Origin of the sequence: Bacillus sp. 3G2, assembly GCF_044324725.1 — a bacterium.
Classification (GTDB): Bacteria; Bacillota; Bacilli; order Bacillales; family Bacillaceae_G; genus Bacillus_A; species Bacillus_A mobilis.
The window spans coordinates 5,057,925-5,080,462 of sequence record NZ_CP172246.1; the positions used below are offsets into that span (position 1 = coordinate 5,057,925).

Annotated in this window: 13 protein-coding genes and 1 pseudogene; 6 read left to right on the forward strand and 8 right to left on the reverse strand. The window is 36.2% G+C overall.

Translation table 11 applies throughout. The features are described from left to right. Window positions 1–8 precede the first annotated feature (8 nt). The 4 genes from map (at window position 9) to ACHZK0_RS26120 (ending at window position 13,576) form a co-directional block, all read left to right on the forward strand. The gene (gene map / locus ACHZK0_RS26105) at window positions 9–803 is read left to right on the forward strand and encodes a type I methionyl aminopeptidase (RefSeq protein ID WP_002096176.1); all 795 of its coding nucleotides are present in this window, start codon (window positions 9–11) and stop codon (window positions 801–803) included. Window positions 804–1,531: 728 nt separating this feature from the next. Next, a complete protein-coding gene (locus tag ACHZK0_RS26110) occupies window positions 1,532–11,167 on the forward strand; it encodes a SpaA isopeptide-forming pilin-related protein (RefSeq protein ID WP_395761040.1) in 9,636 nt (3,211 codons plus the stop codon). A gap of 486 nt (window positions 11,168–11,653) precedes the next feature. Further along, the gene (locus tag ACHZK0_RS26115; RefSeq protein ID WP_262741490.1) at window positions 11,654–13,054 is read left to right on the forward strand and encodes a M28 family metallopeptidase; all 1,401 of its coding nucleotides are present in this window, start codon (window positions 11,654–11,656) and stop codon (window positions 13,052–13,054) included. Window positions 13,055–13,201: 147 nt separating this feature from the next. After that, the gene (locus tag ACHZK0_RS26120; protein ID WP_242254447.1) at window positions 13,202–13,576 is read left to right on the forward strand and encodes a hypothetical protein; all 375 of its coding nucleotides are present in this window, start codon (window positions 13,202–13,204) and stop codon (window positions 13,574–13,576) included. A gap of 25 nt (window positions 13,577–13,601) precedes the next feature. On the opposite strand, the gene ACHZK0_RS26125 is transcribed toward ACHZK0_RS26120, so the two are convergent. The 5 genes and pseudogenes from ACHZK0_RS26125 to ACHZK0_RS26145 all read right to left on the reverse strand — a co-directional run bounded on the left by ACHZK0_RS26125 (window position 13,602) and on the right by ACHZK0_RS26145 (window position 17,470). Then, the gene (locus ACHZK0_RS26125) at window positions 13,602–14,273 is read right to left on the reverse strand and encodes an anti-sigma factor (protein ID WP_395761041.1); all 672 of its coding nucleotides are present in this window, start codon (window positions 14,271–14,273) and stop codon (window positions 13,602–13,604) included. Beyond that, window positions 14,257–14,571 carry an anti-sigma factor gene (locus tag ACHZK0_RS26130; protein WP_262741488.1) on the reverse strand — a complete coding sequence of 105 codons (315 nt, stop codon included), beginning with the start codon at window positions 14,569–14,571 and terminating at the stop codon, window positions 14,257–14,259. Before ACHZK0_RS26130 ends, ACHZK0_RS26125 begins: the two co-directional genes overlap by 17 nt. Beyond that, window positions 14,558–15,087 (reverse strand): annotated as a pseudogene (locus tag ACHZK0_RS26135) (RNA polymerase sigma factor). The gene ACHZK0_RS26130 and the pseudogene ACHZK0_RS26135 overlap by 14 nt, the downstream one beginning before the upstream one ends. A gap of 275 nt (window positions 15,088–15,362) precedes the next feature. Then, window positions 15,363–17,033: an arginine--tRNA ligase gene (gene argS, locus ACHZK0_RS26140; RefSeq protein WP_001086441.1), complete on the reverse strand. Its 1,671-nt coding sequence runs from the start codon at window positions 17,031–17,033 to the stop codon at window positions 15,363–15,365. Continuing rightward, window positions 17,033–17,470 carry a DUF1934 domain-containing protein gene (locus tag ACHZK0_RS26145; RefSeq protein WP_000414871.1) on the reverse strand — a complete coding sequence of 146 codons (438 nt, stop codon included), beginning with the start codon at window positions 17,468–17,470 and terminating at the stop codon, window positions 17,033–17,035. Before ACHZK0_RS26145 ends, argS begins: the two co-directional genes overlap by 1 nt. A 202-nt stretch (window positions 17,471–17,672) precedes the next feature. Here ACHZK0_RS26145 and ACHZK0_RS26150 point away from each other — a divergent pair, with 202 nt between their 5' ends. Next, complete coding sequence (locus ACHZK0_RS26150; RefSeq protein WP_395761042.1) at window positions 17,673–18,659, forward strand: S66 family peptidase; 987 nt, start codon at window positions 17,673–17,675, stop codon at window positions 18,657–18,659. A 25-nt stretch (window positions 18,660–18,684) separates the two neighbouring features. Here ACHZK0_RS26150 and ACHZK0_RS26155 read toward each other — a convergent pair whose 3' ends face one another. Next, complete coding sequence (locus tag ACHZK0_RS26155; RefSeq protein ID WP_061680051.1) at window positions 18,685–19,047, reverse strand: YxeA family protein; 363 nt, start codon at window positions 19,045–19,047, stop codon at window positions 18,685–18,687. A gap of 234 nt (window positions 19,048–19,281) precedes the next feature. Here ACHZK0_RS26155 and ACHZK0_RS26160 point away from each other — a divergent pair, with 234 nt between their 5' ends. Next, window positions 19,282–20,319: a PTS sugar transporter subunit IIC gene (locus ACHZK0_RS26160; RefSeq protein ID WP_262741485.1), complete on the forward strand. Its 1,038-nt coding sequence runs from the start codon at window positions 19,282–19,284 to the stop codon at window positions 20,317–20,319. Between the two features lie 126 nt (window positions 20,320–20,445). Here ACHZK0_RS26160 and speB read toward each other — a convergent pair whose 3' ends face one another. Next, window positions 20,446–21,318, reverse strand: coding sequence for an agmatinase (speB, locus tag ACHZK0_RS26165; protein WP_001209831.1), 873 nt, complete (start codon window positions 21,316–21,318; stop codon window positions 20,446–20,448). Between the two features lie 217 nt (window positions 21,319–21,535). Then, the gene (gene speE, locus ACHZK0_RS26170) at window positions 21,536–22,363 is read right to left on the reverse strand and encodes a polyamine aminopropyltransferase (RefSeq protein ID WP_000424696.1); all 828 of its coding nucleotides are present in this window, start codon (window positions 22,361–22,363) and stop codon (window positions 21,536–21,538) included. Between the last annotated feature and the right edge of the window lie 175 nt (window positions 22,364–22,538).

Genomic DNA, 22,538 nt, shown 5'->3' on the forward strand with positions numbered 1-22,538 from the left:
AAATAAACATGATACAATCGGGTAAGATATATATTCGAGGAAGGACAGTGGTTTTCATGATTATTCGTAATGAACAAGATTTAGAAGGCTTACGAAAAATCGGCCGCATCGTTGCGCTTGCACGTGAAGAAATGAAAAAAGAAGCGAAGCCAGGTATGACAACGAAAGAGCTTGATTTGATCGGTAAAAAAGTATTAGATGAGCATGGTGCTATTTCTGCACCTGAAAAAGAATATGATTTCCCAGGTGTAACTTGCATCAGTGTAAACGAAGAAGTTGCTCACGGTATTCCAGGAGATCGCGTATTAAAAGAAGGCGACTTAGTAAATGTCGACGTATCTGCTGCACTTGATGGCTATTATGCAGATACAGGTATTTCATTTGTACTTGGAGAAGATGAAGCGAAAGAAAAGCTTTGCCAAGCAGCTGTTGATGCATTTTGGGCAGCAATGAAAAAGGTAAAAGCTGGTTCAAAACAAAACCAAATTGGTCGTGCTGTTTCAAACTTTGCACATAAAAATGGATACAATGTGATTCAAAACTTAACTGGTCACGGTATTGGTCTTAGCTTACATGAAGCACCAAACCACATTTTAAGCTACTTTGATCCAATGGATAATGCGCTTCTAAAAGACGGTCTTGTTATCGCTGTAGAACCATTCATTTCTATGAAAGCTGATCACATTATCGAGCGCGGTGACGATGGTTGGACATTCGTTACACCTGATAAAAGCCTTGTTGCCCAATGTGAACATACCGTTGTCGTAACACGCGGCGAACCGATAATTTTAACAGAAATATAAAAAGAACCGCTTCTTAGTAGGAAGCGGTTCTTTTTTATGTACTTTTTTGAAAAGAAGCAATACGGTTGAACTCTTTTTCATTTACGTATATAATTTTTAACGAAGGTTATTGATGGTTATCTCTCATAAAAGATGATCAAGGGAGTACCTTCTTTTTTTATTTAATAGCACCGATTAAAGTAATGCGTTCTATTTATTATAAAACGCTGTCTTCGCTTTAATCTACGAATTGTATACTCTTTTAGACAGTACATATTTTCTTCATCCTGACCAAATTCAAGCTACATTTTATTACTACCTCAATACGAAAGAACTTTTTACAATAGGATACATTATTTTGGTTAGCATGTATCGTAAAACTTACCTTTATAACGATTCTTTGCACATTGCAAGAATACAAATCATTATAAAATAGTTTAAGTATTTCACTGCATATTTTTTGTATGTACCTATTTTATAAAGAACCACGTAACAAGTCACATCCTATAAAGGTCTGATATCATTCCTTATCAGTATTTCATTCGACATTTTTTGTCGAAATTTGTATATTCACTCCCTATATTATTAGAATATACATTTTGTTTTACGTTACAAAGCATCAGATATGAATACTTTCCCTAAAGAGGATACGCAGTAAAGGAGGCATCAAGTCAGTCCCATTGATCCATGACAAACAATCCATTCACAAAGTATTTTTATGCAATAAAAGGATTCATAAAGGAGGCACAATGAAAAAACTTTTCAATATATGTTTAATTGTATTCGTACTATTTTCACAGCTTGCTAGTTTTCCATACAATCAAGTAAAAGCGGAAACATTAACAGGCAATTCATTATTTGACACTGTTGAAATGAAAGATACAACGGATCATATTATTGACGAAGCATTAAATCCTAAAAACTTAATACAAGTAGGATCAACCATTCACCTAGAATATGCTTGGTCAATAAAAGATCAACAAACAGACTCAACAGTGCTCCAAATACCTAACGCATTAAAAGTTAAAAGTGACCAACAGGGAAACCTGATGGCAGATCAACAAATTATTGGTCAATATTTTGTTACAGCAAATGATAACAAAATGAAACTAGTATTTAACGATCGAGTAAAAGATTCCAAAAGTGCTAACGGAAAAATCAATTTTGATACAGTATTCAATCCTGATTTAAAACCTGATGCAAAATCTATTCAACTCTCGTTCCCTCTAGGTACAACAGCTAAGTCTATTTCAGTTCCCGTTCAAGTAGATAGCCCTGCTTCACCTACTACGAACAAGGACACTGCAGAGCAACCTACGGAGGAGCAAAAGAATGGTGATGCTCAGCAACCTGCGGAAGAGCAAAAGAACGGCGATGCTCAGCAACCTGCAGAAGAGCAAAAGAATGGTAATGCCCAGCAACCTGCGGAAGAGCAAAAAAATGGTGATACTCAACAACCTACGGACAATCCTAGTGATAACACAACAGAGCAACCTGTTGATAATCCAGATCCATCACCTAAGCAAATTACAGAAAATATTTTAACAGGTGTCACACTAACGGATAAAGACGGTAAGCCATTCAACGATACGGATAATCGTCCAAGTCCAGATTCTATTACTAAAATTGATTTTACATGGGAAGTTCTAAAGTCACTGAACGTCAAAAAAGGTGATTACTACACTTTCCAACTCCCAGAATACTTTATTGTCCACAATACCATTACAGAAGATTTAATAGATGGTAAAGGAAATACGATTGGATCATTCGTTGTTACGCCTGATGGCAAAGTAACGATGACTTTTAACGAATATGTTGAAGATAATCCTAATCTATCCGGCCATTTAAACATTCGTACGGAGTTTAATGAAGTAAAAATTACAGGGACTACAGATAAACAAATCCCATTCCCTATTAAAGAAAAAGACGTTATTATTGAGCTTGATTTCAAACCTAAAGTAACAGAATCTATAGGTAAAAAAGGTGTACCTGATAGACCAACTAATACGAATCAAATTAATTGGACAGTAGAAATGAACAAGACAAAAGATAGACTGACAAATGCTGTCTTCCAAGATAACATTCCAAACGGAGCAAGTCTCAACGAAGATTCTATTAAGGTTTATTATTTAGAAGTAGATATTAACGGAAAAACAACTCGTGGTGCAGAAGTTCCTAAAGAAGAATATGAACTTACTTCATCATCTAATAAATTAAATGTCGCTTTTAAAAATGAAACGAGTAAAGCTTATCAAATTGAATATGCAACAAAGATTACGGATGAAAGTGTTACTAGTTTCAAAAATGAAGCAAAAGTATCAAGTAAGAACCAAAAAGATGTATCTGCAAATGCAACTGTAACTGTAAAAAGAGGTACGCATCTAGAAAAAACTAGCAAGTACAACCCAAAAACACAAACAATCGAATGGATGATCACTTATAACGGTGACCAAAAAAAGATCAAAAAAGAGGCTGCTCTTTTAAAAGATATTCTAGATAAAGATCATAAAGTTGATCTAAGTTCTATTGTTGTAAAAAATGCTTCTTATAATGATAGTGGGCAAATTGTCACTGGTGACGATGCTACAAACTTCACAATAAAAGAAACGACTGAGGGATTCGATTTACAGTTCACTACTGATATTGATAGTGCCTATGTGATTACTTACACATCAAAGGCCGCGGGTGATGTCATCGCAGATGGAGAAATCGAAAATAAAATTATCGCAGATGGCGGTTCAAGTAAAACAGACAAGGTTACATTACAACAACAAAACATTATAAAGAAACATAATAAAAATGCAGGCGATACAGATTACAATGCGAAAACAACCAAATGGACAATTATTGTAAATGATAACAACTACGTGTTAAACGATGCTGTTATCAAGGATACGTTTGACTTTGGTGGTCTAACGTTACAGGAAAATAGTTTCAAGATTACTGACGGATCAAATGCACTTAAATTAGGGCATGACTACACACTTCATGCAACCGATAAAGGATTCGAAGTGAAACTAACTGGTGATTATAAGTCTAATATGAATAAAACTTTAACTATCACATACACAACAGACTTTAATTACGAGAACCTATCCAAAGAGAAAGATAATAAATCATTCAAAAATACAGCAAATTTATCATGGATAGACATAAATGGGGACGATAAAAATAGTTCCTCCAATGATACATTTGATCCTGATTACTTCACAAAAGGAAATGGATTTAAATACGGTTCTTACAACGCCCAAACGAAAGAAATTAAATGGGACATAGGTTTTAACTATAATAATATGACGATTAAGGACCCTTCTATCGTTGACGTATTAAGAGATAACCAAAAATTAATACCGGAATCTATTGAAGTTCGACATATGAAATTAACTGGTGGTGCACATGGATTTGAAGTAGGTGATCCTGTTCCATCTAGCGAATATACGATAGAAAATCCAACAAAAGATAATAACAATACATTAACAGTTCATTTTAAAAATGAAATTAATTCTGCATATTATATTAGCTTTAAAACTTCACTTGCAGGTGAACAAATTAATAAGCGCTACGATAATTATGCCGATTTAAAAGACGGATCGAAAACTGTTACTACTATCCATGGTGCATTTGAGATCACAAACGGTGGTAGCGGTGTTACGAAAACAGCGAAACAAAATGACAAGTATATTGATTGGAGTATTTCTATTAATGCAAGTCAATCAACTATCGAAAATGCTGTCGTAACAGACGAACCGACAGACAATCAAATGCTTGATGAAAAGTCCTTCCACCTATATCCGACAACAGTAGCCGTGGATGGAACTTTAACGAAAGATACAGCAAATGAATTAAAAGAAGGAACAGACTATAAACTCAAAGTAATAACAGACAACGATACAGGGAAACAACAGTTTAAAGTTGAATTCCTTCATACCATTGACCGAGCTTATATTTTAGAATACCGCTCACTCATTAATGCAGACCATAAGGAAAAGGTAAGTAATAAAGCGACAATCACTGGTCACCGTTTAACATTAACGGAAACGGAAGATGTTAAGTTTGTTGAAGTTAAAGTATCTTCTGGATCTGGAGGTGGTTCTGCTACTAAAGGACGCGGAAACCTTCAAATTATAAAGGCTGATGATAAAGATCAAACAGTACGATTAGCCGGAGCAGAATTTACTTTATATGATCAAACGGGTACAACCGCTATTCGAACAATTACAACAGGTGATGACGGTATCGCTAAGTTTAACAACTTACGACGCGATAAATATTTAATTAAAGAAACGAAAGCACCTAAAGGTTATGTAATTAGTAAAGAATTAAGAGAAGGTATACTTGTTGAGCTAGGTTCAAAAGAAGTTACAACTTACCCCCTTACAAATAAGAAATTTGTCGGGAAAGTAGTACTTACAAAAACTGATGCTCACAGTGGAGAAAAACTCGAACATGCTGTTTTCTCTTTACTGGATAAAAACAAACAAGTCATTTCTGAACATAAAGAATTGACAACAAATGATAAAGGACAAATTACTGTAGATAATTTAAAACCAGGAACTTACTACTTACAAGAAACAACTGCTCCTGAGCACTATAAATTAGACAGTACACCTATTCAATTCACAATCAAAGAAGATCAAACGACTGTAGTATACCGAACTGCAAAAAACAGTTTGATTCCAGGATCGGCCATTTTAACAAAGGTCGATAAAAATGGAAAAAACTTAGCAGGCGCGGAATTCAGTGTAAGAGATCGAAATAATAAAATAATCCCTGGCTATGGAAAATTAACGACAAATGATCAAGGACAAATCGAAGCAAAAGATTTACGCCCTGGGGACTATCAATTTGTCGAAGAAAAAGCACCTAAAGATTACGACATAGATAAAAAACCAATTGAGTTTACAATTGTAAAAAGTCAAAAGAACGCAGTTACTGTTACAGCGACAAATCACCTCATTAAAGGTGGCGTCACTTTAACAAAAACTGATGATATCGATGGTACAGCTCTTGCAGGTGCTGTATTTAAAATTGTCGATGCTCATGATGAAAAGAAAGTCATTCGCGAAAATGTAAAAACTGGTGCAGACGGTAAAGTAACTGTTAAAGACTTAGAGCCTGGTACGTATAAATTTGTTGAAACAGAAGCTCCTAAGGATTATACGTTAAATACAAACCCTATCGAGTTTACAATTGACAAAAGCCAACAGTCTTTTGCTACCGTTACGGCAACAAACAGTTTAAAAACAGGAGAAGTTGAATTATTAAAAGTTGATGAATTCGGTGATAAAAAGCCTCTAAAAGGTGCCGTATTTAAAATTGTTGATGTAAATAATAATGATGTTCGTACTGACCTAACTACAGATGCTGATGGAAAAACAAAAGCTGATAAGCTACGTCCTGGCACGTATAAATTTATTGAAACAGCTGCCCCTGAACATTACGTTTTACGAGCAGAACCTATTGAATTTACAATCGATAGAAGTCAAAAAGAAACTCTACTTGTGAAAGCTGAAAATGCCTTAAAACCAGGAGATGTGGAATTAACAAAAGTTGATGATATCGATGGTACAGCCCTTGAAGGTGCTGTATTTAAAATTGTTGATGCTCATGATGAAAAGAAAGTCATTCGCGAAAATGTAAAAACTGGTGCGGATGGTAAAGCTATCGCTACTGGCTTACGCCCTGGCAATTATAAATTTATCGAAGTAACAGCACCGAAGTATTACGATAAAAATACAAATCCGATTAAATTTACGATTACAGAAAGTCAAACGACGTCGGCTACTGTTACTGCTAAAAACAGCTTAACAAAAGGCGGTATTGAATTAACAAAAGTGAATGCTGCAGATGAAAAGGAAAAACTTGAAGGTGCAGTATTTAAAATCGTTAATAGAGATACGAATGAAGATGCTCGTACGAACCTTGTTACGAATAGTGAAGGAAAGTTAGTTGTAGATGACTTACGTCCTGGTAACTATACACTTATCGAAACAAAGGCTCCAACTTATTATGATGTAAATGTAGAACCAATTGAATTTACAATTGAAAAAGGACAACAAAAACTTCTTCCACTTACATTTAAAAATAGTTTAACGAAAGGAAAAGTTAAACTTATTAAAGAAGATGATGTGGATAGTAGTATCGCTCTTGCCGGCGCAGTGTTTACATTACAAGACGCAACTGGCAAAGAAATTGCGAAAGATTTAAAAACAAATGATTATGGAGTACTAGTTATTCCTGATTTAGCACCAGGAGATTATCAATTTATTGAAACATCAGCTCCTGAACATTATAAATTAGATCAAACACCTATTAAGTTCACAATTAAAAAAGGTAGCAAGGATGATCTTCCAGTCCCTGTCACTGTAACAAATAGTTTACTTACAGGTGGCGTTACTTTAACAAAAGTTGATGACATTGATAGCGTTACTCTTGAAGGCGCAGAATTTATCATTGTTGATGCTCATGATACGAAAAAAGTCGTTCGTAAAGGATTAACTACCGATGAACATGGTAAAGTTTCTGCTTCTGATTTACGCCCGGGTGACTATCAATTTATTGAAGTAAAAGCTCCAAAAGACTATGATTTAAGGAAAGAGCCTATTCCTTTCACTATCGGAAAAAGTCAAAAAGAAAATATTAACGTTACCGCTACTAACAGCTTAACGAAAGGTGGCGTCATTTTAACAAAAATTGATGACATCGATCGTACAATGCTGAAAGGTGCAACCTTTAAAATTGTTGATATGAATGGTAACGAAGTTCGCACAAACCTTGTTACAGATGACAATGGTGAAATTTCTGTTTCTAATTTACGTCCAGGAGAATATCAGTTTATTGAAACAGCTGCTCCTGAACATTATGTGTTAGATGAGACACCAATTCCATTTAAAATTGAACGAAACCAAACGAAAAAGATTCCTGTTACAGGGAAAAACACGTTGAAAAAAGGTAGCGTTGAATTAACAAAAATTGACGATATTGATACTGATACGAAGCTCGCTCATGCCGTATTTAATTTATTAGATGCAGACGGAGAAGTAGTTAAAGAAGGATTAAGAACAAATGATGAAGGAAAAATTGTTGTTGAAAACCTACGTCCTGGTACGTATAAATTTATTGAAACAGCTGCTCCTGAACATTACGATTTAAATAAAACACCGATTGAATTTACAATTAAGAAAAGCCAAACTGAAACGCTTCATGTTACGGCTAAAAACGCTCTAACAAAAGGTGGCGTGGAACTTTCTAAAGTAGATGACATCGATGGCACTAAACTTGAAGGCGCAGTATTTAACATTGTTGATATGAAGGGTACTGTAATTCATAAAGGTCTTGTTACAAATAGTAAAGGGAAAATTGAAATTAACGACCTACGTCCTGGTGATTATCAATTCATCGAAATAGAAGCTCCTAAGCATTACGTTTTAGATGAAACACCAATTAATTTCACTATTCAAAAAGGACAGAAGGAAACTATTTCTTTAACCGCTAAAAATAGTTTAAAACAAGGTAGTATCGAATTAATTAAAGTGGATGATTTAAATGATCAAACAAAACTTGCCGATGCTGTGTTTAATTTACTAGATCAAAGCGGGACTGTAATTAAAACCGATTTAAAAACAAACGGTGAAGGAAAAATCATTGTTGAAAATTTACGTCCTGGTACGTATCAATTTGTCGAAACAACGGCTCCGAAACATTATGATTTAGACAAAAAGCCAATGATAGTTACAATTGAAAAAAGCCAGAAAGATATTGCTACTGTTACTATGAAAAATAGTTTAACTAAAGGCGGCGTGGAACTTATTAAAGTGGACGACGTCGATGGTACTACTCTTGAAGGCGCAATATTTAACATTGTTGATATGAAGGGTACTGTAATTCGCGAGAATCTTACTACCAATTCACAAGGTAAAATTGGCGTTTCTAACTTACGTCCTGGTGATTATCAATTCGTCGAGACGAAAGCTCCGAAACACTACGATTTAAATAAAGAACCGATTCCTTTCACAATTGAAAAAGGACAAGCCGAACCGCTTTCTGTTACTGCTAAAAATAGTTTAACTAAAGGTGCGGTAGAGCTTTCTAAAGTGGATGACGTCGATGGTACTGCCCTTAAAGGCGCAGTATTTAACATCATTGATTTAAGTAATGGCAATGATGTTCACATTAATCTTACGACAGATGCAGATGGAAAAATCTCTGTTTCTGATTTACGTCCTGGAGACTATCAGTTTGTTGAAACGAAAGCTCCTGAACACTACAAATTAGACAGTACACCGCTTAAATTTACAATTAAGAAAAGCCAAGCAGAGAAGCTACAAGTCACTGCTACTAACAGCTTAATTGAAGGTGCTGTTGAATTAATTAAAGTGGATGATATAAATCCAGATACAAAACTTTCTGATGCAGTATTTAACATCATTGATGCGAAAGGTAAAGTTGTTCGCACGAATTTAACTACTGATAAAGACGGGAAAGTTTCTGCTTCTAATTTACGACCAGGAGATTATCAATTTGTTGAAACGAAAGCTCCTAAAGATTATGATTTAAATAAAAAACCGATTCCTTTCACTATCGAGAAAAGCCAACCAACTCACGTTTCTGTTACTGCTAAAAATGGCTTAACTAAAGGTGGCGTGGAATTAACGAAAGTTGACTCTCTAGATGCAAAAGAAATGCTAGAAGGTGCGGTATTTAAAATTACTGATATGAACGGTAACGATATTCGTACGAATTTAGTTACCGATAAAGACGGCAAAATTGTCGCTAAAGACTTACAACCTGGAGACTATCAATTTATTGAAACGAAAGCTCCGAAACATTATGACTTAAATGAAACACCTATTAAGTTCACAATTGAAAGAAGTCAAACAAAACATGTCTTCGTTACAGCTACGAACAGCTTAACAAAAGGTAGTGTGGAGTTAATTAAAGTGGATGATGTTGAAGAAAACACAACACTTGAGGGTGCGGTATTTAAAATTGTTAATAAGGATGGACACGACGTCCGTACTGATTTAACTACTGATAAAAACGGCCGTTTAGTTGTGGATGAATTACCACCAGGAGACTATGAGTTTATCGAAACAAAAGCTCCTACTCATTATGACTTAAACGAAACACCTATTAAATTCACTGTTAAAAAAGGGCAAGAAAAAATCGCTTCCGTTACAGCTACGAATAGCTTAGCGAAAGGTGCTGTGGAACTTTCTAAAGTAGATGATGTCGACGGTACTACCCTTAAAGGCGCAGTATTTAAAATCGTTGATATGAACGGGCACGACGTTCGTTCTGATCTAACTACTGATAAAGATGGTAAAATTTCTGTTTCTGATTTACGTCCGGGAGACTATCAGTTCGTTGAAACGAAAGCTCCTACTCATTACGACTTAAATCAAAATCCTATCAAGTTTACTGTTGAAAAGAGTCAAACAACTACAGCTTCTGTTACCGCTACGAATAGCTTAACGAAAGGCGCTGTTGAATTAATTAAGCTTGACGACGTTGACAACTCTACTCTTGAAGGTGCAGTATTTAAAATTGTTGATATGAACGGCAATGATGTTCGTTCTGATTTAACTACTAATAAAGATGGTAAAATTTCTGTTTCTGATTTACGTCCGGGAGACTATCAGTTCGTTGAAACAAAGGCTCCTACCGGATACGATTTAAGTGCTAAGCCAATTCCCTTCACAATTACGAAAGGACAATCTCAAGTTACTTCTGTTACAGCTTTAAATAGTTTAACGACAGGTTCAATGGAGTTAACTAAAGTTGATATGGATCACCATGGAACACTTGAAGGTGCCATTTTCAACATTTTAGATCAAGACGGAAAAGTAGTACGAGAAGGTTTACAAACAGATGGGCATGGTAAATTAATCGTAAATGATTTGAAACCTGGTAATTATCAATTAGTGGAAACAAAGGCTCCTGCTGGCTATCAATTGGATGCATCACCGATAAACTTTACAATTGAAAAAGCTCAAGCTACACCACTACAACTTACAGTTTCAAATAAAAAAATCGATTCTTCATCAGGTGGAGATGATAAACCAGTTACTCCTCCTAATAAAGAAGAGGAAACAGGTAAAGAAACTTCTGAAGAACTAGAAAAAGGAAATCCTGAAACACATGGTAAAGAAACTTCCGAAGAACTAGAAAAAGGAAATCCTGAAACACATGGTAAAGGAACTTCTGAAGAACTAGAAAAAGAAAACCCTGAAACACAAATAAACAAACAGCAAGATGACCGAAATAAGGGTAAAGAACTTCCAAATACAGGTCACAAAAATGATCCTACTCAAACAGTCGGCATCGTACTTCTACTAGCTGGATTGTTAAGTATTTTAGCTACAAAACGCAAAAAATATTATTAATAGTTTTCACACCCAATCAAGTAAACATTTGATTGGGTGTTTTTTTATGCAAAAAAGGACGATACATAGAGTATCGTCCTTTTAACGGGGTGAGGCTGTCCAAAAGTACGGAAAACCTTTGAACAGCCTCGTATTTTCATATGGATGCCTTACATATATCACTGATGATAAGTATGAAATGCGGAAACATATTTATCATCACATGATTCAAACACGAGAAAAGAACCCTATAGGATTCTTTTCTCTACATAATCTAAAGTTTGGGTACACTAGATTCATGCAATGTAGGAGCTTTCCAAGCAGAAAGCGAACCTTCATTTAAAATGATAGCATACATATCTCCATCAAAAATATGCAAATATGCATATAGCGTTTTTTATTTCTCAATGTCAGAATATTGAAAATAAACGAAGGTAACGGTAAAATGAAGTCGTTATCCGTCTTCTTTTGTCAGGCATAGAGAATAGAAGAATAGGAGAGGAAAAAATGAAAAAAACTTTGAAACAAAAAATAGTAAGCTCTTTGCTTGCTGTATCACTCGCTGTTAGCTTAGCTCCAATCGGACAAGCCAAAGCTGATTCCACGTCAGAAATCACACAGACTTCACCTATCACAAAACAAGTTGATGCAAGCCGCGCCATCGAACACATTCGTTTCTTATCCGAAACAATTGGTCCTCGCCCTGGTGGAACAAAATCAGAAGAATGGGCTTCTCGCTACGTTGGTATGCAACTGAAATCAATGGGCTATGAAGTAGAATATCAACCATTTCAAGTGCCTGATCAATACGTTGGATTTATTGACTCACCATTATCCACAAAGCGTAATTGGCAAGCTGGCGCTGCCCCTAACGCACTAATTTCTACAGAAGCTATTACAGCACCTCTTATCTTTGTTCAAGGTGGGACAAAATTAGAGGATATCCCAAATGAAGTAAACGGAAAAATTGTTCTATTTGAAAGAGGAACAACAGTTGCAGACTATAATAAACAAGTTGAAAATGCTGTTAGCAAAGGAGCAAAAGGTGTCCTGTTATACAGTTTAATTGGTGGACGCGGAAATTATGGACAAACCTTCAATCCCCGCCTAACGAAAAAGCAGTCTATCCCTGTCTTTGGTCTTGCTTATGCGCAAGGAAATGCATTTAAAGAGGAAATCGCTAAAAAAGGGACAACAATTCTTTCTCTAAAGGCGAGACATGAATCTAACTTAACATCACTAAATGTCATCGCTAAAAAGAAACCAAAAAATAGTACAGGTAATGAAAAAGCTGTCGTTGTAAGTTCGCACTATGATAGCGTAGTTGGAGCACCTGGAGCAAACGACAATGCTTCTGGTACAGGATTAGTATTAGAGTTAGCTCGTGCTTTTCAAAATGTAGAAACTGATAAAGAAATTCGTTTTATTGCTTTTGGTTCTGAAGAAACTGGCTTACTTGGCTCTGATTATTACGTTAATAATCTGCCCCAAAAAGAACGCGATCGAATTTTAGGTGTCTTTAACGCAGACATGGTTGCAACAAATTACGATAAAGCAAAGAATTTATATGCTATGACGCCTAACGGTTCTCCAAACCTTGTAACAGACGCGGCCTTACAAGCAGGTAAACAATTAAATAATGACCTCGTACTGCAAGGGAAATTCGGCTCTAGTGATCACGTTCCATTTGCTGAAGTTGGTATTCCTGCCGCCCTATTTATTTGGATGGGTGTCGATAGTTGGAATCCATTAATCTATCATATTGAGAAGGTATACCATACACCTCAAGATAATGTGTTAGAAAACATTTCGCCTGAACGTATGAAAATGGCATTAGAGGTTATCGGGACAGGAGTTTATAATACACTTCAAAAACCTGTTACTCAAACTGAACAGAAAGCTGCTTAACCATTTAAAAGACCACTGATTTTTATTAGTGGTCTTTTATTGAGAAAATACATATATGCATAAAAGCATATTTCCTCCTGCTCATTATCATATACAATATTAACTGTAACAAAAATGATTACAACTAATAAGGAGGCTTTTTCTACTATGAAAAAAATGATTTTAGCCGGTGCGTTAACTTTAGCAGGAATTACTGGTGCTACCGCGTTTATTCCCGAAACAAAGGTCGCTGCTGCCGTTCAAGAACACAGCTTTACAAAATTTTATTCCTTGCAAACTGGAAGTAGTTCTGAACAAGAACCTGTTTTCCTTCAAAAGGGACAAGAGTTAACAATTCAACCTAATAGCAAAACTCCTAGTTACAGTGTTTATGACTCAAATCATAACCTTATCGGGCGGTATTCTGATGGGTACGGCAGAATTTTCACTGCAAAAACAGATGGAAATATGTACGTTCAATTTCATGCACCTTTCGTTTACTATAGTCCTGTTAGCTTTTCTGTTACTTATACTATCCAATAAAATAAAGGGCCTTTCTCAAGGCTCTTTATTTTGCTTCCCAATTCACTTTCACAAATCCATCTTTCACCATTACACCACTTATATTAAACACATATTTTTCATTCGCTTTTAATGTAACTGTAAACGTACCTTTTTTCGATTCACAAATTTCCTTTAACTCTTTTATCTCTTCCCCTTGTCTTTCATACAAGCTAAAGCATAAATTACCGCGTTTTGCATCTGTCCCATAAGAAAATGTTACTTCTGTATCCTTCTCGTACTGAATTTCAATATCTTTCCCAGCAATATCCCATGATGAGAATTTTGCTTCATAACTTGTCTCTCCTTGCTTCTCACTTTCTAAATATATATCACCGGCTTTCCACATATCATCTAACGTTTGAACGAAAGCAAAGCCGCTCAGCAATACAAACATTGCACTTGCAAATATGACAACTAATGTTATCTTTTGTTTTTTCATAGCCTTCACTGTATGTTCTCCTTCTATTTTCTTTTTACTTCTTCGTATCATATATAACAAAACCCCAATAAAAAATGGCAATACAATCGCTATAACACTCCACCACCTACTTATTCCACGCGTTTTTGCATCTGTATATACCCATGATGCTACACATACTAAAAGTGCTATAAAAGTCAAAAGTATTGCAATCCCAGCTATCTCAAATACTACAAATGGATTAGCGAACTCTATCATGTAATTTATACTCCTTCTTTAAAAATGACTGTATGACAACATATATCGGAATGTATAAGTGCATCACTATAACAATTGCTATTATGATAGGTATTTTATTATCTAAATGAACAACAAACTGTTCTACAACAACTGTTAATAATACAATCCAAATAACATGTATAAAAACAAACCATCTTTTCTCAAATTTCCGAGCCTTTCGCACACTATTTTTCGTATTGTTTAGCAGCTCTGAGCTAGGAATCATCTCTCCCGCTAAGCTACTTTTTATCTTCTGATCAAACTTATCTTCCGTCATAAATGAACCCCTCCAAATGTTCCCGCATTTGCTTCTTCGCATAATTAAGGCGGTATTTCACCGTACCAATCGGTATATTTAATATTTCACTCATTTCTTTATAAGAGTATTGTTCATAATAGTAGAGTACGAGTACGGTTTTATATTTTTCATTCAATAACTGTATAACTTCCCGTATCATTTCCGCTTCCACTTTTTGAATCAATTCTTCTGATATATTCACTTCATCTGCGAAATCGATTTCTCCACCATCCTCTTTATGAAACAAATCCAATACGCGATCTTTCCACCTTTTCTTCTTACGATAAAAGTCATAAAACGTACGAACGCAAATTGTAGTAATCCATTTTTTATAATTTTCCACGCAAGAAAGCTGGTGCCTAGAGGAAAAAACTTTTATCCAAGTCTCTTGAAAAATATCTTCTGCATCTTCTTTCGTTTTCGCTAATTTATAGCATAAGGAATATATTTGCTGCTTATATATATATCAATTAATTCTTCTACCTTTTCTTCCATCTTAAACCTCCTGTCATTTATATAAGACGACGCAAATTCTCCTTTTGTTTGATAAAATTTTATTTTTTTATTATCTCCATACAAAAAGGCAATCACAACATCGTGTGATTGCCTTTTACTGAAAGCGAAAAATCGGCTTCCGCTTTTCTCTATTGCCTAGTTCCAGCGGCTAGAATACTCGGTGGCTTCGCGCCTTCCTCCGAGGTAAAGTACACCTCTTTGTCAGGAGCTCCATCCCCCTCCTATTCTGAACGAGCCGCTTCCGCTTTTCTTTATTACATTTTTTCTGGTGCAGATACTCCTACGATTGCTAATGCGTTTTGAAGTGTAGTACGTACTGCTTTCATTAACTCGTAGCGAGCTTTACTTAATTCTAAGTTGTCTTGGTTTAATACTTTTTCTGCATTGTAGAAGCTGTGTAATGCCGCTGCTAATTCAAATGCATAGCTTGTAATGCGGTGTGGCAGACGTTTTTGCGCTGCATCCGCAACTACTGCCGGGAATTCACCAAGTTTTTTCAGTAACTCTACTTCTTTCTCAGAAGTAACAAGTTTGTAGTTCACGTCTCCGCCTGTAGCTAATCCTAACTCTTCACCTTGACGAAGGATACTGCATACGCGAGCATGAGCATATTGTGCATAGTATACTGGGTTTTCATTAGATTTTGATACAGCTAAGTCCATATCGAAGTCTAAATGAGAATCACCGCTACGCATTGCGAAGAAGTAACGCATTGCGTCCACGCCTACTTCTTCCATAAGCTCACGAAGTGTAACTGCTTTACCTGTACGCTTACTCATCTTCATTTTTTCACCATTTTGGTACAGTTGTACCATTTGGATGATTTCTACTTCAAGTGTTTCTTTATCGTAACCAAGTGCTTGAATAGCAGCTTTCATACGAGGAATGTAACCGTGGTGGTCAGCACCCCAAATATTGATTAACTTATCGAAACCACGCTCTAATTTATCACGGTGGTAAGCGATATCTGGCGTTAAGTATGTGTAAGAACCGTCGTTTTTAATTAATACACGGTTTTTGTCGTCACCGTAAGTCATAGAACGGAACCAAGTTGCGCCGCCTTCTTCAAAGATCTCATCACGCTCTTTTAATACTGCAAGTGCAGCATCGATTTTTCCGTTTTTGTATAATGATGTTTCTGAGAACCATACATCGAATTTAACACGGAAGCTTTCTAAGTCTTTTTGAAGTTTTGCTAGCTCATATTTTAAACCGTATGAACGATAGAACTCATAGCTTTCTTCTGCATCAGCTTTTGCATAACGATCACCAAATTCTTCAGCTAAAAGCTTACCGATTCCAATGATGTCCGCACCATGGTATCCGTCTTCTGGCATTTCTTTCTCTAGACCTAAAGCTTGCATGTAACGAGCTTCAACAGAAAGAGCTAAGTTATGGATTTGGTTACCAGCGTCATTAATGTAGTACTCACGAGATACATCGTATCCTGCTTTTGCTAATACGTTACATAACGTGTCACCCACTGCCGCACCACGTGCATGTCCTAAGTGAAGGTCACCTGTTGGGTTCGCAGATACGAACTCAATTTGTACTTTTTCACCTTTACCAGTATTCGTTTCACCGTAAGCTTCGCCAGCGTTAACGATTGTTGGGATTAAGTCTGTTAAGTAGCTATTATCCATATAGAAGTTAATGAAACCAGGACCTGCGATTTCAATTTTTTCAATAGAAGCTTTTGCTTTATCGAAGTTTGCAACTAATTCTTCTGCAATCATACGAGGTGCTTTTTTTGCAACGCGTGCAAGTTGCATTGCCATATTTGTAGAGAAGTCACCGTTTGTTTTATCTTTTGGAGATTCTAATACAACGTTTGGAATCTGTTCTTCTGTCGCTAATTCTGCCTTTAATACAGCAGCTTGAATTTCTTCTTTAATTAATCCTTTTACTTGTTCTAAAGAATTCATTATTTTGCCTCCTTCAAATTAAGTGTAATTGTATATCTGCCAGCTTCTTGTTCACTTAGAAGCAATGCGTACGTTAAGAAGAGTTGTCCTTTTTTCTTTTCATCCGACCATTTAAAAAGAACGTTATCAGTTTTCGTTTGCAATGCAAACGTACCAAGTTCACTCGTATACGTACCAGTTGTCCATTCACCTTTCACATGCGTTTGACGCATTGAAACAGCACCTGAACGCATAATGAGAACTTGTTCACCTTGAATTTTAATAATTGTTTTCACTTCGCCCTGTTCATTCGGCTCTTGGAATGTTACGTATGTACCTTGACCTTTTACATAGTATTGACCATTTGCTTCAAAAGCAACGGTTTCCTTCCTCGCCCCTTCACGGATTTCTGTTACGAAATGAACGTGTACCGGCAAGCCTGCAAGTTGTTTCTCCACGTCTTGCACACCTTTCAAATGTTATAGATATTAAATACTACTTATAATAAATCACTTTTCCTATCATATCAAAAAAAACCTCTGTCTGTCTGCTGAAAAATCAGGAAAACTCCATTTCAAAAAATAATTCACTTTCACTTTATTTCATATGATAAAATATTTTTTAAATCTAAATATTCTTTCATTTAAAGAGGTGAATTATGTGCTACCAACAAAATTGAAAAAAGGTGATGAAATTAGAGTTATTTCACCATCTTGTAGTTTAAGTATTGTCTCAAATATGAACCAAGAGCTTGCTATAAAAAGATTAACTGACATGGGCTTTCAAGTTACATTCTCAACATATGCTGATGAGATCGATCGATTTGCTTCCTCTTCCATTTCTTCACGCATTCAAGACCTCCACGAAGCATTTAGAGACCCGAATGTAAAAGCCATTTTAACGACACTTGGCGGATACAACTCTAATGGCTTATTGAAACATCTCGATTATAATTTAATTCGAGAAAATCCAAAGTTTTTCTGTGGCTATTCTGATATTACCGCTTTAAATAATGCCATCTACGCAAAAACAGGACTCGTTACATATTCAGGACCCCATTTCTCTTCATTTGGAATGAAGAAAGGGCTCGAGTATACGAACGATTACTTTTTAAAATGCTTAACTTCTAATGAGCCTATTGAAGTCCTGCCATCTGAAACATGGAGCGATGATTCTTGGTACATTGATCAGGAAAATCGAGAATTCATTAAAAATGAAGGGTATGTTTCAATTCACGAAGGCGTAGCAACTGGAGAGATTATCGGTGGTAATATGAGCACATTGAATTTACTACAAGGTACACCGTATATGCCAAATTTACAGGATAAAATTTTATTTCTTGAAGAGGATAGTTTAACTGGAACAGCTACTCTTAAAACTTTTGATCGTTATTTACATTCCCTTATGCAACAGCAAGATTTTGAGTGCATAAAGGGCATCGTTATAGGAAAGATGCAAAAAGGTGCAGAATGTACGATAGAAGACATTCAAGAAATGATCGCTTCAAAATCTGAACTTGCACATATCCCTATCATTGCAAACGCAAGTTTCGGGCATACAACCCCGATTTTCACTTTTCCAATTGGTGGACGTGCAAAAATCATTTCTAACAAAGAAAAGACATCTATCACCATTTTAACGCACTAAAAAAGGAGCGAACGAGTCGCTCCTTTTATGGTTTCTCTATTTTTTCCAAAGCCTTTTGCGGAATTGATTCTTTTGAGATTTCAGCCCATCCTTTTCCTTGCATACCTTTTGCATAAATTTTTATAAATGCTCCCGTATGCAATTCACGGTTCATCATTCTTTTCACAACTTGTAACTTTCCGTCTTCTGTATACCCTTTAAAGGTGTATAAGTATTCTCCATCTTTTTTCTCACCTTTATCTATAACCGCATAATAATCTTGTATTTCTTTATTTGAAAAGAAGTTGTCTACAAAAGCATGTACACCTTCTGTTTTTGTGTTTAAATAATATGCTGTTCCCCCTAAAATAATGGCGAACACAGCTAAAACTTTAATTACCAATTTCATAAATGCGCCTCCTGTTTGCACTTCTTTCTCACTAACCTTATGTCTATACATGTATTATACGAAAAACAACATACTATACTCTATCGAAACGCCTTACACTTTCCTTACATTATTGTAAGAGTTTTTCCCTTTATAGCAAATTCCCATCAAAAATTTTTTCCGTTTACCAAACTTTTATATTATTATTGAATGATACGAATTTTTATTACAAAAATCAAAGGAGACAGTTTTCAAATGGCTATCTTGCAAGGTTTAGCACTATTACTTGTTGTACTTTGTCTATTTACACTTTTTAGTTACCGTGCTCCTTACGGCATGAAAGCAATGGGTGCTTTAGCTAATGCAGCAATCGCAAGTTTTCTTATTGAAGCATTTCACCGTTATATCGGTGGAGAAATGTTTCATAATGACTTTTTACAATCAGTAGGAGAAGCTTCTGGTAGCATGAGCGGTGTCGCAGCGGCAATTTTAGTCGCACTAGCAATCGGTGTTTCACCTGTATATGCTGTTTTAATCGGTATCGCCACTAGTGGATTCGGTATTTTACCAGGATTTTTCGCTGGATACATTTGCGCTTTCGTCGTGAAATTTCTCGAAAAGAAATTGCCGGCTGGTGTAGAATTTTTAGCAATTTTATTTATTGCTGCACCAATCTCGCGCGGCATGGCAATGCTTATGGATCCACTCGTGAACGCAACACTTGGTAAAATCGGTTCTATGATTTCAGTTGCAACTACAGAAAGTCCTATCATTATGGGTATTATGCTTGGTGGATTAATAACAGTTATTTCTACCTCTCCATTAAGTTCTATGGCACTAACTGCAATGCTTGGATTAACAGGTTTACCAATGGCAATTGGTAGTCTTGCCGTAGCAGCCTCAGCCCCGATGAACTTTATTTTCTTTAAGCGACTAAAAATTTGCTCGAAGAAAGACACAATCGCTGTAGCAATCGAGCCTTTAACACAAGCCGATGTTGTTTCAGCAAATCCAATTCCTATTTATGCGACAAACTTCGTTGGCGGTGCACTTGCTGGTATTATTACATCTCTGTTCCAGCTCGTTAATAATGCGCCAGGAACAGCATCACCAATCCCAGGACTTCTTGTCTTATTCGGATTTAATGACGTTGTAAAAGTAACAATTGCTGCTGCACTATGTGGAATCGTTACCACTATTGTTGGATATATCGGATCAATCGTATTCCGTAAATATCCAATTCGTTCTGCTGATGAAATTCGCGGCATTACTTCAGAAGAGAAAGTTGCATAAAAAAAGAGCCCCTATTCATATAGGAGGCTCTTTTTTTATGCAGCTATGGCAGCTAGAATCTCCGGCCATTTCACACTCTCTGTCGAGCATTCCATGACCTGCGATTCTGAGCAAGCCGCTTCACTTTTATTTCACCCAACCGAGCAGCATTTCCCGCACGAATTTGCTTGCTGCGACTGGTGTTTGATCACTATGGTCGTAGACAGGAGCTACTTCTACTAAGTCTGCTCCAACTACATTTATATTTGAATTTGCAATTGCCACGATGGAATCTAATAATTCTTTAGATGTGATACCTCCAGCTTCTAACGTTCCTGTTCCAGGAGCATGAGCTGGGTCTAATACGTCAATGTCGATTGTGACATAAACTGGGCGTCCTGCAAGTTTCGGCAGTACTTCTTTTAACGGTTCTAATACGTCAAATTTATATAAGTTCATACCTACTTCTTTTGCCCATTCGAATTCTTCCTTCATTCCAGAACGAATACCGAAAGAATATACGTTTTCCGGACCAATTAAATCGCACACTTTACGAATAGGTGTAGAGTGGGATAAAGGCTCCCCTTCATACGATTCACGTAAATCAGTATGAGCATCCATATGGATGATTGCTAAATCCGGATATTTTTTTGCCATTGCCTTAAAAATTGGCCAAGACACTAAGTGCTCACCGCCGAGACCTAGTGGAAACTTATCGGCATCTAAAAGTTTTGATACATACTCTTCAATCATGTCTAAACTGCGTTGTGCGTTTCCGAATGGTAATGGGATATCACCCGCATCAAAATATTTTACCTCTTCTAGTTCACGATCTAAATATGGGCTATATTCTTCAAGACCGATTGATACTTCACGAATACGTGCAGGGCCAAAGCGAGAACCTGGACGATAACTTACTGTCCAATCCATAGGCATCCCGTAAATAACTACCTTTGACTCTTCAAAACTTGGATGACTTTTAATAAATACTTTACCTGAATAAGCTTCATCAAAACGCATATTCTTTTCCTCCTTATGTGGAACTTAAGGTATCCCAACCTTTCACTATTTCTCAAATTTGGAGCGAGCTGCTCCTCTTTCTCGATTTACCGGGTCTTCTGTTTCATAACAAGAAGACGATTTTCTTTACAGGAGTGTAAGTAGCTAGCATGTTTAAGTCTTCTGGACAAACACCTTAAATGAGCTACTTACACTTTATTTGTTCAATACGATTCTCTTACTTAATTAAATCGCCAACAAATTTCGGTAATGCGAATGCTGCATTGTGTAATTCTTTTGTATAGTATTTCGTTTCGATTTCGTGGAAACGCTCTTCACTTACTTCTAATGGATCATGTTTTTTAGATCCAATTGTGAACGTCCAAAGACCACTTGGGTAAGTTGGAATGTTCGCTGTGTATAAACGAGTAATTGGGAAGATCTCTTTTACGTCTTTAAACACAGTTGTAATTAGTTCTGGTGTGAACCAAGGGTTGTCCGTTTGTGCAACGAAAATACCGTCTTCTTTTAACGCTTTAGAGATTCCAGCGTAGAATCCTTTTGTAAATAAGTTTACTGCTGGTCCTACTGGCTCAGTAGAATCTACCATAATTACGTCATATTCATTTTCGCTTTCTGCGATGTGTAGGAAACCGTCTCCTACTTTTACTTCTACACGCTCATTGTCTAATGCGCCTGCAATTGATGGTAAGTATTGTTTTGAGTACTCAATTACTTTTCCATCGATTTCAACAAGAGTTGCTTTCTTTACGCTTGGGTGTTTTAACACTTCACGAATAACACCACCATCGCCACCACCTACAACTAATACGTTTTCAGGGTTTGGATGTGTAAATAAAGGTACGTGCGCTACCATTTCATGATAAACGAACTCATCTTTTTCTGTTGTCATAACCATGCCGTCTAAAATAAGCATGTTTCCGAACTCTTCCGTTTCAACCATATCAAGTTTTTGGAATTCTGTTTGCTCCGTATGTAATGTGCGGTTAATACGCGCCGTAATCCCAAAATGTTTTGTTTGTTTTTCAGTGAACCATAGTTCCATCGTACAATCACGCCTCTCAATGCAAATTTATAATAGGGACATCATTAATGTCCCCTAACAAAAATAAAACAAAACATCCAAAAAGTATAGTTAAAAGTACAAAAATACCGAAAATATATTTTAGTCAGAGGGTTCTAACATATATACGAAAAAAGATTGCCCCGTAACAGGAAAG